At 43.3% G+C, this 12,902-nt stretch carries 13 protein-coding genes; 8 read left to right on the top strand and 5 right to left on the bottom strand.

Going from position 1 to position 12,902, the window contains the following annotated elements; genetic code table 11:
* Positions 1-21: 21 nt before the first annotated feature.
* The 3 genes from R8O11_RS08940 to R8O11_RS08950 form a co-directional block, all read right to left on the bottom strand.
* Positions 22-366 carry a DUF3802 family protein gene (locus R8O11_RS08940; protein WP_005377620.1) on the bottom strand — a complete coding sequence of 115 codons (345 nt, stop codon included), beginning with the start codon at positions 364-366 and terminating at the stop codon, positions 22-24.
* A gap of 190 nt (positions 367-556) precedes the next feature.
* Positions 557-1,519 (bottom strand): GGDEF domain-containing protein, encoded by a 963-nt coding sequence (locus R8O11_RS08945; protein WP_005377621.1) that lies wholly within the window; start codon positions 1,517-1,519, stop codon positions 557-559.
* Positions 1,519-2,493 carry a response regulator gene (locus R8O11_RS08950; RefSeq protein WP_042523017.1) on the bottom strand — a complete coding sequence of 325 codons (975 nt, stop codon included), beginning with the start codon at positions 2,491-2,493 and terminating at the stop codon, positions 1,519-1,521. Before R8O11_RS08950 ends, R8O11_RS08945 begins: the two co-directional genes overlap by 1 nt.
* 224 nt (positions 2,494-2,717) lie before the next feature.
* On the opposite strand from R8O11_RS08950, the gene R8O11_RS08955 reads away from it, so the two are divergent.
* Together R8O11_RS08955 and R8O11_RS08960 are read left to right on the top strand one after the other, a co-directional pair.
* On the top strand, positions 2,718-3,584 hold the full coding sequence (locus R8O11_RS08955; protein ID WP_047102259.1) for a fructosamine kinase family protein: 867 nt from the start codon (positions 2,718-2,720) through the stop codon (positions 3,582-3,584).
* 253 nt (positions 3,585-3,837) lie between these two features.
* On the top strand, positions 3,838-4,032 hold the full coding sequence (locus R8O11_RS08960; RefSeq protein WP_047102257.1) for a CPXCG motif-containing cysteine-rich protein: 195 nt from the start codon (positions 3,838-3,840) through the stop codon (positions 4,030-4,032).
* A 75-nt stretch (positions 4,033-4,107) separates the two neighbouring features.
* Here R8O11_RS08960 and R8O11_RS08965 read toward each other — a convergent pair whose 3' ends face one another.
* A complete protein-coding gene (locus R8O11_RS08965) occupies positions 4,108-4,719 on the bottom strand; it encodes a riboflavin synthase (RefSeq protein WP_005377625.1) in 612 nt (203 codons plus the stop codon).
* A gap of 392 nt (positions 4,720-5,111) precedes the next feature.
* On the opposite strand from R8O11_RS08965, the gene R8O11_RS08970 reads away from it, so the two are divergent.
* Positions 5,112-6,482: an MATE family efflux transporter gene (locus R8O11_RS08970; RefSeq protein ID WP_053303080.1), complete on the top strand. Its 1,371-nt coding sequence runs from the start codon at positions 5,112-5,114 to the stop codon at positions 6,480-6,482.
* A 133-nt stretch (positions 6,483-6,615) separates the two neighbouring features.
* Complete coding sequence (locus R8O11_RS08975) at positions 6,616-7,614, top strand: DUF3080 domain-containing protein (protein ID WP_053303081.1); 999 nt, start codon at positions 6,616-6,618, stop codon at positions 7,612-7,614.
* Between the two features lie 15 nt (positions 7,615-7,629).
* Here R8O11_RS08975 and R8O11_RS08980 read toward each other — a convergent pair whose 3' ends face one another.
* On the bottom strand, positions 7,630-8,475 hold the full coding sequence (locus tag R8O11_RS08980) for a DNA ligase (protein WP_017634928.1): 846 nt from the start codon (positions 8,473-8,475) through the stop codon (positions 7,630-7,632).
* A 423-nt stretch (positions 8,476-8,898) separates the two neighbouring features.
* On the opposite strand from R8O11_RS08980, the gene R8O11_RS08985 reads away from it, so the two are divergent.
* From R8O11_RS08985 to R8O11_RS09000, 4 genes are read left to right on the top strand one after another with little or no spacing between them, the layout of a single operon-like run.
* Positions 8,899-9,219, top strand: coding sequence for an STAS domain-containing protein (locus R8O11_RS08985; RefSeq protein ID WP_017634929.1), 321 nt, complete (start codon positions 8,899-8,901; stop codon positions 9,217-9,219).
* A 26-nt stretch (positions 9,220-9,245) separates the two neighbouring features.
* Positions 9,246-10,112 (top strand): OmpA family protein, encoded by an 867-nt coding sequence (locus R8O11_RS08990; RefSeq protein ID WP_017634930.1) that lies wholly within the window; start codon positions 9,246-9,248, stop codon positions 10,110-10,112.
* The gene (locus tag R8O11_RS08995; protein ID WP_318148406.1) at positions 10,109-12,211 is read left to right on the top strand and encodes an SLBB domain-containing protein; all 2,103 of its coding nucleotides are present in this window, start codon (positions 10,109-10,111) and stop codon (positions 12,209-12,211) included. The genes R8O11_RS08990 and R8O11_RS08995 overlap by 4 nt, the downstream gene beginning before the upstream one ends.
* Positions 12,211-12,897, top strand: coding sequence for an AAA family ATPase (locus tag R8O11_RS09000; RefSeq protein WP_005377635.1), 687 nt, complete (start codon positions 12,211-12,213; stop codon positions 12,895-12,897). The genes R8O11_RS08995 and R8O11_RS09000 overlap by 1 nt, the downstream gene beginning before the upstream one ends.
* Positions 12,898-12,902 lie beyond the last annotated feature (5 nt).

The following is a 12,902-nucleotide window of genomic DNA, read 5'->3' on the forward strand; positions in this document are numbered from 1 at the left end:
TTGCTGTAAGTTAAAACAATATCAGTCGTAAGTCGCAACAGCATTATCGAACAGATTTTTGACCAGAGCGATGTATTCATCAAGGAACGTGATCTGTTCATTGGTCGCTTTTTTATGCCATACCCCAGCCAATATCTCACCAAGATCTTCAACAACTGCATCAGCCTCTTTCAACAATTTGAAACGTACGCTCGAGTGAAGTTCTGGATTTTGCTCAAAAATCGCCATGATGTTTGAAGCCACCATATCGGTGACAACATCTTCGATGCTTTCGGATCCAGTGTCGCCAATTTCGGTCGTAAAAATATCTAGATTTAGAGACAAGTGCTCGATAAGAGCGAGATATCCATCGGTTTCTAAAACCACTGTTTTTCTCCGTTTATTGCAAGCCTTCGAAGCTGAAAGCAGAATAGTTTCAATAGTAAGACATGCCGAGAAAATTTCATTAACTTATTTCATATTAACAAACATTCACGAACCAACTGGATGATTTTCAAACAATTGAGCTTTGCTTCACTGAATTCGGATACAGGGTTTCTTCAAACCTTTTTATATTTCAGCCATTTTCATGCAAACAGGTTTGGTTACGACCATTTTCTTTTGCACGATACAGCGCAGCATCGGCACTCTTTAACCATTGAGTGTGAGTTTCAAAATAAGGCTTATACTCGCAAACACCAATACTTATCGTGTAATTAATCAAAAAATCTTCCACTTTCACGATCTCTTGCTCAATTCTTTTGCGCAAACGCTCTGCGAAATAGCAAGCTTGCTCCTGGTTTGTGTGAGGAAGTAGTACGGTAAACTCTTCACCACCAAAACGACCGCAGATGTCACTGCTTCTTGCTGTTTTTCTCAACAAGGCAGAGGTTCGACGAATGACTTCGTCCCCTGTCGGGTGACCATAAGTATCATTCACCTTCTTAAAGTGGTCGATATCGAATATTACTAATGAGCATGGTCCGTCGATAACTTTTAAGTGAGCAAACTCATCTTTCAATGATTGCTCCCAATAAGCGCGATTAAATAAACCTGTTAAACCATCTTTGCGACTGATTTCCGACAAATGTTGATTTGTTTCTTTCAAATGAATGCGATTTCTCGCAGTTTCAGAAACATCATTGACTTGAATCGCTATGTGGCTGACCTCTCCTGAGAGCCCAATTAACGGCGTGATCACGATATCTTGATACATAAAATCACTGCTGTTTGAAACCGGAGAAAAATTGTTGAACTTAAAAAGATACGGTCGGTTTTCCCAGCTAGAAAAAGAACGAGTTTCCAGATCGGCGGCAGCTTTTATCTTGGTTTCTAGCCAAGTTCTTGGCAGCTCTTCAAAATGCTCAAATAAACATTCACCAAGAATTTCTTGTGATAGAATGCCACTGTATGACTGCATAAAACTGTTCCACACACACACTTTATACTCTTGATCCAAAACAATAAGCCCTGAATCCATCGTATCGAGAATTTGTGTGACCCAATGAAAGTCTGCTATGTCCAGCGTGATATCGGACATTAGATTAGCTCCATGATTTCATAGATTATTTCTACGGATGGCTTATCAATTAAAAACAGTACCTCGCACTCGAAATCGAGCGCTTCTGCCATGTAGGTGTATTCGATAGTAAAGAGCTCACCCAACTCGCCTTGCTCTTCACAATAAGGTGTTAAGGTATCCACAATGCCTGGCTGACGAAGTGAGAACTGCTTGTCGAGTTGATCGCCCAATGATGTGAGAAATGACGAAACCAGTAGGTTAGAGATATTCAAGATGATTTCATTATGAGGCGTAAACTCAAGGAGGTAACCTAATTTTTCCCCAATCTGATTGATATCCCTACCACGTAAGCACACCAGTGCCTCTCCGTGAATACCACCACCGACAAACCTCTGCGCTACCGCAACGGAACTGTCACGCCCAACCACATCAACCAGTGTCATATGAAGCTCGCCGTAGGACAACGGTCCAACATGAGGAACAGGAAGTTGTATGAACTCATGTAAATGGTCGGCCATAATCGCAGCCCCTTTACCAAGGGCAATGTTCGCAATTTCACGGAATTTGGCTAGTAAGGAAAGCTCTTCGCAACCCTGGTTTTTAGAATCAACCGAATGACTAGGTTTGAACGCATAATGCAGTCCTAATTGTTCGTATAGTGGGAGCACCTGCTCTTCTGTCAGAGGCTTAGCGATAAAAGCTTGAGCACCAAGATCGAGACAGCGCTGTTTTGCCTCTTGTTGAACATCTCCAGAAATAATGACGATGTTGGTCGGGTACTGACTAACAGGTAATGATTCGAGGACCTCAAAACCATCCATTATAGGCATCGTTAAATCGAGAAACAAAATATCGATATTTTGCTCAGCAAGAATATTAAGCGCCTCATAACCATCTTGCGCTTCAATAAGATGCAATGATGTATCTTGTACGATAGAACGCGCAATAAGCTTTCTTGCAACAGCTGAGTCATCACATATCAGTATTTTCATGCCACCAATGGAACTAACGTCAAAAAAATCATAATACCTGTTGTAAACGTTCATCTCCATATGCTAAGCCAACAAATCAGAGGCTTATAAGCGATTTGATTCACATTTATACAAATTGACTACACTAAGAGGAAGGTTTCTTTACTAAGTATGCTCAACATAGCGCCAACTCCCTGCTATTTATCCTAAACTATTGGTGGTCAAATAGATTCGCGAGGTTTTGTATGTGGCAAGCAATATCGCAACAGCTTTCTGATACTTTATTGTTCGATTACCAGATCACGGAAAAAGTAAGGCTGTCTGGTGGGGATATCAGTGAAAGCTACATGATCAATGATGGCGAGCAACGTTATTTTGTGAAAATTAACGATCGCGAGTTTTTGTCTAAATTTGAGGTAGAAGCTGAAAGCCTGCATCTTTTGCGTGAAACATCAACCCTATTTGTACCTGAGGTGGTATTGGTTGGTAAAACCAAAAATGCCTCATTCCTAATTCTTAACTACCTTCCAACGAAACCATTAGAAGATGGTCCCAACAGCTTTAAATTTGGGCAGCAATTAGCTCACCTACACCAGTGGGGCGAGCAAAAAGAGTTTGGTTTTGATACCGACAACTATCTCGGTTCGACTCTACAGCCCAACAAATGGCACAAGAAATGGTGTGTATTCTTTGCTGAGCAACGCATAGGATGGCAATTACAGCTCCTTAAAGAAAAAGGCGTCACCTTGGTTGATATCGATGACTTTATCGACGTCGTAAAACAGCGGCTAGCAAACCATGCTCCGGAACCTTCTTTGTTGCATGGCGATTTATGGAATGGAAATGCGGCACTCACTGCATTCGGTCCTATCTGTTACGATCCTGCATGCTATTGGGGGGACAGGGAGTGTGATATTGCGATGACAGAGCTTTTTGGTGGATTTCAACCAGAATTTTATCAAGGCTACGAATCGGTTATACCACTTTCTTCAAGCTATGAAGAGCGTAAAGATATCTATAACCTTTACCATGTTCTCAACCATTGTAATTTGTTTGGCGGCCATTACTTGGAACAGGCTCAACTGGTTATTAATAAAATCATTTCTTATTAATTTGGAAGCCACTGCATATTTCAAGATGTAAAATCTCGAGGCACATCACTACAGAAAATCACCCTAAGCTCAAGGTTGAGTTTGGGGTCAAGTTTTGTACTTATTTCGACTCAATTAGCAACAACTCGACCTAATATCAAAGGAGACTTAACTTTGGATTGTGCCTATTTTCCTTGTAGGCAAAGTAAGTAAAGGGCTGTACTTCCTTGATGAATAGTGTGTTTAAAAGCCCTGCGAGATTAGGAGTTGTTGTATGAAAAATTATACCGAAAGGTATGTAAAGTGCCCGCATTGCGGACATTCTATCAGCATTACATTGGATGCAAGCAATGGTGACCAAGAATTTTATGATGATTGCCCAGCTTGTTGCCACGCTATCCACCTAAATATGCGAGTGGATGAGCTACAAGACAAGGTCGAACTATTTATCGATGACAATTACGAATAGCAGCTCGAGCATGTGAACATCAGAAATATAAAAACGCTTAAATGAAAAAGGAGCACTCGGCTCCTTTTTCTCATTCTAAAGCTGTTTTGCTGCAAGAACGCGCTCAACAGTATCAACAATTGCTTGAGTCTGAGGATCAAACTCAATATTAACACGCTCCCCTACTTGTCTCACTCCGAAAAGCGTTCGCTGCAAGGTCTCTGGAATTAGGTGTACCGAAAAACGACACGCTTCAACTTCACCAATAGTTAGCGAGCAGCCATCTAAACCAATGTAACCTTTCGCTAATACATATTTCATTGATTCTTGCGGCAGTTGGAACCAAATCGTGCGGTTATTGGGCGTATCGATGATATCGACAATATCTGCCGTTAAACTAATATGACCAGACATGCTATGCCCGCCTATTTCGTCACCAAACTTAGCCGCGCGCTCAATGTTTACGCTATCCCCTTCCACCAGCCGACCTAAATTAGTAAGAGCCAATGTCGCTTGCATTAAATCAAAACTGATAAGGTTGCCTTCGATCTTAGTCACAGTTAGACAACATCCGTTGTGTGCAACGGATGCACCAATTTCTAACCCTTTACAAAGTTCATCGCTTAACTCGACAACGTGCGTTTGAAAGCGTTCTTTTTTATCAATTTTAACGACCTTCGCCGTACCCTGAACTATTCCTGTAAACATTTCTTTTTACCTATTGATTTAATACCAACTGTAGTCGAAGACTAAGCCCTAAACACTGCGCTACAGGTCGGAAATAAAGACCGCAGACGATAAAGCCATGGCTTAATGAACACTGGTTTGTTCTCATGCATGCTTCAACATTACCATGATTCGCTGCTGTTCTCAGTAAAAGCGTATCCTTAGCGTGGAGAGCGTCCAGTCAGTGTTATCGACTATTCGCTACCTAGCTATGGAATATGAACATACAATTGTTTATCATTTGCGCGGAGTTTCTCCGAGGCATTTTTTCACCTTATCGTGACTAAAATCAATCATCAGATCCGTTCACCACATCTTTTGCCCTCGAGTACTCTCATTCTTTCAACTTATTGTTCCGCTCTGGAGTATTTTTCGTGCATCGCTATAAAGAAGAAGCATCAAGTCTTATCAAATTGGCGACCCCGGTATTGATCGCATCTGTCGCTCAAACTGGTATGGGGTTTGTTGATACCGTAATGGCTGGCGGCGTTAGCGCCACCGACATGGCTGCGGTTTCTGTCGCTTCAAGTATTTGGCTACCATCCATTTTGTTTGGGGTGGGTTTATTAATGGCATTGGTCCCTGTTGTCGCACAGTTAAATGGCTCTGGTCGTCGAGTGAAAATCCCGTTTGAAATTCAGCAAGGCGTCGTTTTGGCATTGCTGATCAGTGTGCCGATAATTGCAGTCCTGCTTCAAACCCAGTTTATTCTCGGGCTGATGGATGTTGAAGCACTGATGGCTGAAAAAACGGTGGGATACATTCATGCCGTTATATTAGCAGTACCCGCTTTTTTACTTTTCCAAACGCTTAGAAGCTTTACGGATGGTATGTCATTGACGAAACCGGCAATGGTTATTGGCTTTATCGGTTTGCTGCTCAACATTCCTCTAAACTGGATTTTCGTGTACGGCAAGTTTGGTGCACCTGAATTAGGCGGTGTTGGCTGTGGTGTAGCAACCACGATTGTTTACTGGGTCATGTTTGCCATGCTATTGCTGTATGTGATGACATCAGAGCGATTGAAAAGCATCAACCTATTTGGAGAATGGCATCGCCCACAATGGAAAGCGCAAGTTCGTCTATTCAAGCTCGGCTTTCCTGTTGCAGCAGCGCTGTTTTTTGAAGTAACACTGTTTGCTGTCGTTGCACTGCTCGTTTCACCACTGGGTCCTATCATTGTGGCAGCGCATCAAGTCGCGATTAACTTCTCCTCGTTGGTATTTATGCTACCAATGAGTATTGGTGCAGCAGTAAGCATTCGTGTCGGCCATCGACTTGGTGAAGAAAACGTAGATGGCGCGCGCGTAGCGTCACGAGTCGGCATTATGGTTGGTCTAGCATTGTCCGTTCTCACAGCGATTTTAACCGTCTTGTCTCGTGAGTGGATCGCCGAGCTTTACACTAGCAACCCAGAGGTAATCACTCTAGCGATGCACCTGCTCGTATTTGCCGCTGTTTATCAATGTACGGATGCGGTTCAAGTGATCGCAGCTGGTGCATTACGCGGCTATAAAGACATGCGAGCTATCTTCAACCGTACTTTTATTGCTTATTGGATTCTTGGGCTGCCAATTGGTTACGTCCTTGGCCGTACAGACTGGATTGTCGAGCCAATGGGAGCACAAGGCTTCTGGCTTGGTTTTATCATCGGCCTATCTTCTGCGGCCTTTCTGTTAGGCGTCAGAATGCGTTGGATGCATCGCCAAGAGCCAGAAGTGCAATTGAACTTTTCAGTTCAATAAAAAGTAAAAAAGCCAGCATCCGCTGGCTTTTTTGATCGAATAATCACACGGTTGAGTATACTTATAACAAGATTACGAAGCGGTTGATTTTGCTCTCTAGACAACGGATACGAAGTTATAAAAAAGGATATTTGTGCGGTCTATTTTATTGTTCTTAATCTTGATTCTTAATGGTTGTGATAACTGGTTTAATCCAGAGAACGCCATGTTTGATAAGTATCATCAACGTGTAGCCAATGTATTGGAAGCTCCTGCTATTCCAATAACATTACAGTCTACGGTAACGATTCCTGCGAAACGCGTTTTGTTCGAGCCATTGCCAAGGCTATCTATTGGCCTGCTAGAGAGCTATCAATTACGACAGTGCGGACTCTTTAATTTACTTGCCGAGAAAAACTCACAACTTGGAAAGGTGCAGGATGCCTTTCATGATTTTGATTATCAAACTGCCCTTTTAAGAGTCATGAATCGATGTTTATCCGAATTTCCACTTAGCGATGAAGAACGCGCGACATTGACAGAGCTTTACGCAACCAAGTGGCAACATTTAGACATTCATCTCGACAACTTACTACTCGTAAGTGATGCCATGCAAAAGCAACTAACTGCCTCTGATTGGCTATCTCAAGACACGACGAATGATATTGCACGCATTAACGATGTCTATCGTATTTTCAGCGAAATGTATGATTTACCCCACCGCGCGGTCTCACGTCTACCCGATGTGGAAGTTACGCAATATCAAGAAGAGTTAGAGAAATCTCGTTTACTCGGACGACTTTACTATTCAATGGTAAATACATCCCTTTGGTTAAAAGCGACAACTCAGCTACTTGAGCAGAACCAGAGCAATGTATTGTGCGGGCCGAACAGAGACACCACTCAGTTCCGCTACTTAAGAAATGTCTTTCAATCCATTTACGTTGAAGAAGTGCAACCTTATTTGGCTTATTTAGACAGTACCTATCAACAACTTAATGATGGTGCCACTTTGGTGGAGAACCGTATGCAACTCCATGGTCACCAGTATGGCATCATTGAGGCACATAGGACATTTAGGCAAGAAACCCTAAACCACGTTCAGTTTTGGCAGGGTCTCTTCAAACGATGTGGCGTAACCGTTGGCAACTAGTAAGTGCAGAGCGTTCTATTCCTTCAACCTTTCACGCAAGAATCGAGCAAAACGTGGTTTACCAGTATGTGTAAAACCGTTATATCTAAATGTAATGGTTGAACCAATTTTCGGAGGCTGGCGACGCACTTCATCGGTAAATCCGCTACCGATGTAAAACTCAATGCCATTTGGTAAGCGAACTAACATTGCTCCCATCATACCTAATAAGCGCCCTGTTCCTGGCTTATAACCCACAACTAACGCTTCATCATCTGCGTATCGTTTTAGTTTAAGCAAATCACTACCGCGTCCAGCCTGATAGCGGCTTGATACCTTCCGCAACATCACCCCTTCACCGTCGGATATTGAAATTTTATCCAACTGTGTAAACAGATGAGCTTCATTTTGAATGGCTCGGTGCTCGACATATTTGATATGAGGCTGGTCGACTTCAAGCACTAAATCTTTGATGTTGTAATAACGCTTCCGATAATCACCAGCGGAATATGGCATATCAAAGATCATAAAGTCGATATGTCGCCAAGCAGACTCTACAGGAGTTTTATCTAATACCGTTTGCTGAACAAGATGAAAGTTACCTCTCCCAGCCCAAAGTTCACCATCCAACGGATAATCAGGCAAAGGTCCTGTAAACCAATCTGGGGCGTAGATTCGATTACCATTTCTCGTCACGAGATGTTGCCCAGTCCAATAAGCGCGAACACCATCAAGTTTTTCGCTATACCAATATTCAGACACATCAATGCCATCCTGATAGCTTTGTGCAAGAGAAACTGGTGGTGCGAGAGAAGTATCCGCTTGAGGCTGTGAAGACGCTGCCATAACAGCCAGCGCAATTAATGTCATTTTTAATGGCATAAGAAGACCTTGTACAAAAAATCGCCTTTATTGAAACGTAAGTCCTCTCGATGACCTATTTATTACTAGTTATTCTTCGACTCATAACAATCAACATTAGTAATAATTTGCAAAGATAATCATAAACTTTAGACAGGTTTTGCATTTAGTCGTTACACATTATTCTCGTAAGGCGGATGGCTCGTCAATCGAGTTGGAATCTAATCATGACGTGCCTCCCCCGGTCTAACGACTTCTTTCGGCTCAAAATCTCTTATAAGCAAACCATTTCTCTGTGCGTTTTTGATTCTCAATTTGAGAATCAGTCCTTTCTCAAATTGAACAATATCATTAACAATATTTAACTGTTTGATTTTTCATTAATTTCAAATTGGCACGTTACCTGCTCTATATCCAATTAGAAAAACAAACGGAGACAGAGTCATGGAATTACGCAAACTAGAAATCAATCAAGACAAGTTAGCCATTGAGTTTTTTGGTGACTTAGACGCAAGCGGCTGTCGACAAGCACAACATCACATTGATGAAGTAATTCACAACAATCATCACAAAGAAGTCGAAATTAACCTACAGCACGTCCAATTTCTTGATTCTTCAGGGATTGGTGCCATTGTTTACTTATATAAGCGTCTAGTTGAACGTGAAAGAAGCATGAGTATTGAAAACGTATCAGGCCAACCTTTAGAAATCATGAGCTTGCTTCGTATCAACCATGCCATTCCCGTTAACTCAAAAGGACACTAAAAATACCGGTTTAAACGGAGGTTGGCATGGTAAATCTTTTACGACGATATGCAGTAAGCGGTCTTGTTGTCGGCATGTTTGGTTGTTCGTCGTTTGACTACCCAGAACACGGGAAAGGTGGCTTGGCGGAAAGCTATCAAGATATCTCGATCGAGAATTATCAGTTTTCCCCAGTAATGCCTGACGAGCCTTTAGGTCCAGAACATGGGTTAAGGTTTGATTGGCAATTGACCAAGTTACATCTAGACGCACTAATCCAAGAGGGCGCGCGCTGGTGTTTTCCTGCGGCAGTTGTTCAGGCCCTTGAAAAACAAAATAGAATTGCGCGCGAGTTAGAAGGTGGGCTTTTACTCGACGCTGCCAACGACCTTGTGATTCAGCGTCGACGCTTAAACCAGCTCGAACAACAACTCGACTACGTACTGAGCCAAACCACTTGCACACCGCCCGATGATATTGAAGCACTACGTAGCGACCTAAACATAGTCTCGGATATCTATGCACTACTTAATATCGACAACCAGTTTGCTGTCGATTCAGCAGAAATCAACCCGAAGTACATGGGACATTTGGCAGAAGCAGCCTACATTTTACGTGACCACCCTAACCTATCTCTTGTAGTAACGGGGCATGCGGATGCAACTGGAACACCCGATTACAACCAGAAACTTGCTCAAGCGCGTGCGGAACAAGTAAAGCGTTACCTAACCGTATTTGGTATCACTTCAGAGAGAGTCACTACCAAATCTGTCGGAGATAACCTGCCACTCTATGAAGGTGAAACATCTGCCGTGCGTTTAACTAATCGTCGAGTAAGCATCGAGGTTATTAGCCCTAATTCAGATAGCGATACCTCAATAAACCGCAACCCAACGGCAGGAGGCGCGCTATGAACACGATGAAACCATTTATCCTCTTAATGTTGTTGTGTCTGGTCGCGTGGGTACCATCTTCCATAGCAGATGAGAGCAATACTGTTAAGGTCGGTGATTTAATACAGATTAACTTACCCGGAGAGGCGTCGTTAAACCAAGGGTTTCAGGTTGATCGTCGTGGACGAATTAATTTACCAGAAGTCGGCCCTGTATTAGTGGCCGGCTACAATGAACAACAACTCCAAGACGTGATTATCGACAGGCTAAAGACCGTGTATCGTGACGTTAACAACGCTCGAGTTTTTATTAAACAGCAACAGTTGTTAGTGTCCGTTCAAGGCTACGTGGTCAAACCCGGTGAATATACCTTACCTTCTGGGTCCAACATTCAAATGTTTGTGTACGAGGCTGGCGGCCTGCGCGCAGGGGCTCAGCTTGATAAAATGATCGTGAAACGTGGAAATAAAAACATTGAATTTGACTACAAACGCTTCCTTGATACGGGTGACAATAGCCAGCTGCCAAAACTAGAATCACTGGATGTCTTATTTGTCCCCGCTTCCCCACTCGTTGGGAATATTGAGCAAGAGTTTGATGCAGCAAAACTCGCGAATTCAGGTGACAGCGCAGATTCCGCTCGTGCAATCAAAGTCTTTGGTGAAGTCAACGCACCTGGCTCGTTCTCATACAAGCCAAACACCACGCTAGTTGATGTCGTAATGCGAGCTGGCGGCGTGACACGATATGCCAGTGTTGAGCAAATTCGAGTGATAACAAACAATAACCCAACCATGTTTAACCTGAAAAAGTACCTTGATACTGGAGACCAAAGCCTACTGCCAGAGATCCTGCCAGGTGCCACCATCTTTGTCCCAAAACAGGAAGAAGAAATCAAAGCAGGTGCAAATGTGGTTTACGTGATGGGTGAAGTCGCCCATCCTGGGGCATACGAAGGCAAGCAAGGCGCTAGCTTCATGGATATCCTCGCCAACGCTGGCGGGCCCACTCGCTACGCAGAATCTCGCCAAATTCGCGTTATAAAAGCCGATGGCAAAGTCATCAAATTCGATCTTACCGCGCATACAGAAGGACTATCTTCAGCCAGACCACCAAATGTTGGACCGGGAGACGCGATTTTCGTGCCGGAGAAAACCGATTTCAATGAGAAGTCTTGGTTAAAAGTAGCACCTAGTCGAGCGGTCGCAGTGATGGGAGAAGTTGTTCGCCCTGGACGCATCGAGTGGTCAGACGAAATGGATTTGATTGATCTGCTTGCACACGTTGGAGGCCCAACTCGACGAGCTGATACCACCAAAATTGAAGTCGCCAATAACGGTCAAATGACACAATTTGACTTAGACCAATACATTCTGGATGGCTCACCAACATCAAGTCTACCTCAAGTTTCCGCTGGTACAGTCGTAAGGGTACATGCATTGCCTGACGACCCATCCGATAATAAATCGCAATGGGTAAGCCAAAGCTCTGACGCATCGATATACGTTTTCGGGCAAATCAATGCACCTGGGCGCTATCGTTTCACTGAAGATATGCATTTTCTGGATATTTTGTCTGCCGCCGATGGACCGACAATGGATGCAGATATTCACAACATCCGTGTCACACACCGAGGCCTAGGTTATGCCAAAGTGAGTAAATTGAATTTATCGATGTACTTTGAAACAGGTGATGAATCAATTCTGCCCCACGTTCGTCCTGGTGATACCATTTACATTCCAGAAAAAAACAAAAACTGGTTAGATCGTTCAAAAGAGTCCACGGTACGCGTATTAGGTGAAGTAAGAGACCCAGGGCGATACGTATTCAATGACAACATGACTGTGCTTGATCTGTTAGCGGAAGCAGGAGGACCAACTGACAATGCCTACCTTGAAAAGATCAGTGTGGTCAATATGTCTTGCTGCCAGGGCCAAGCCCGAACATTTGATTTGGTGAACTTTAGTAAAACAGCCAACATTTATGAGCTGCCAGTCATTCGCGCAGGCGACACGATTTACATTCCCCATAAAGACGAAAGCTTTATTGAAAAAGCGAGGGCCGGATTAAGAGATATTTTACAAATCACCACAACCATCGTGTTAATAGGAGCGTTGTAATGACTATTCCTGCAACTCACGCTGAGATTGAACAAATTTATCTTCAGAGTGAACAGAAAGGCCACAAAACGATTTGTGTTGTGGGTTGTAAATCTGAAGATGGTGTCACTTCCGTGGCTTCATCTCTTGCAGAGCGCTTGGTTTTAGCAGGCCACAATACTTTGTATGTAGACCTCAACTTATTCAAACCCGCTTATCACACTGTTCACGAATTTGATGATGACGAGAAGGTTGGCCATTTGATCACACGAGAGAATACACATCAAACTTTAGTCGGCCTCCCAGCTCCATCTCTCGCCAGTACTCAGTTAGCGTACCGAGACCCAACAACGCTGAAACAAAACATTGCACAATGGTTAACGCAGTACGAGCGCGTCGTGATAGATACATCACCACTTCTTAGTGTCAACCGAAGCAATATTGCGCCTCAAGTGATTGCTGGCGTATGTGATGCTACTTTGTTAGTAGCGCATTATGGCTCTACGACTGCAACCCAGCTCGAGCAAGCCAAAAAGCTACTCGATGCTAGCGATGCGAACTTGATTGGTTCTGTACTGAACATGAAGCACACTCCAAGCCTGAAAGATGAGTTAATCCGCCAAGTTTCCAAGCTGCGTTTCTTACCAAAAAAGTGGAAAGAAAAACTGTCTCAGCAAATTAAAAAAAGCGAACTGTTTATGTTATAGGGAGC

This window comes from Vibrio sp. 1288, from assembly GCF_033344475.1.

Coding starts and splice junctions, on each gene's coding strand:
- R8O11_RS08985 (WP_017634929.1), top strand. CDS start 8,899: ATGGAATTACGCAAACTAGAAATCAATCAAGACAAGTTAGCCATTGAG.
- R8O11_RS08945 (WP_005377621.1), bottom strand. CDS start 1,519: ATGTCCGATATCACGCTGGACATAGCAGACTTTCATTGGGTCACACAA.
- R8O11_RS08965 (WP_005377625.1), bottom strand. CDS start 4,719: ATGTTTACAGGAATAGTTCAGGGTACGGCGAAGGTCGTTAAAATTGAT.
- R8O11_RS08950 (WP_042523017.1), bottom strand. CDS start 2,493: ATGAAAATACTGATATGTGATGACTCAGCTGTTGCAAGAAAGCTTATT.
- R8O11_RS08955 (WP_047102259.1), top strand. CDS start 2,718: ATGTGGCAAGCAATATCGCAACAGCTTTCTGATACTTTATTGTTCGAT.
- R8O11_RS08960 (WP_047102257.1), top strand. CDS start 3,838: ATGAAAAATTATACCGAAAGGTATGTAAAGTGCCCGCATTGCGGACAT.
- R8O11_RS08980 (WP_017634928.1), bottom strand. CDS start 8,475: ATGCCATTAAAAATGACATTAATTGCGCTGGCTGTTATGGCAGCGTCT.
- R8O11_RS09000 (WP_005377635.1), top strand. CDS start 12,211: ATGACTATTCCTGCAACTCACGCTGAGATTGAACAAATTTATCTTCAG.
- R8O11_RS08990 (WP_017634930.1), top strand. CDS start 9,246: ATGGTAAATCTTTTACGACGATATGCAGTAAGCGGTCTTGTTGTCGGC.
- R8O11_RS08995 (WP_318148406.1), top strand. CDS start 10,109: ATGAACACGATGAAACCATTTATCCTCTTAATGTTGTTGTGTCTGGTC.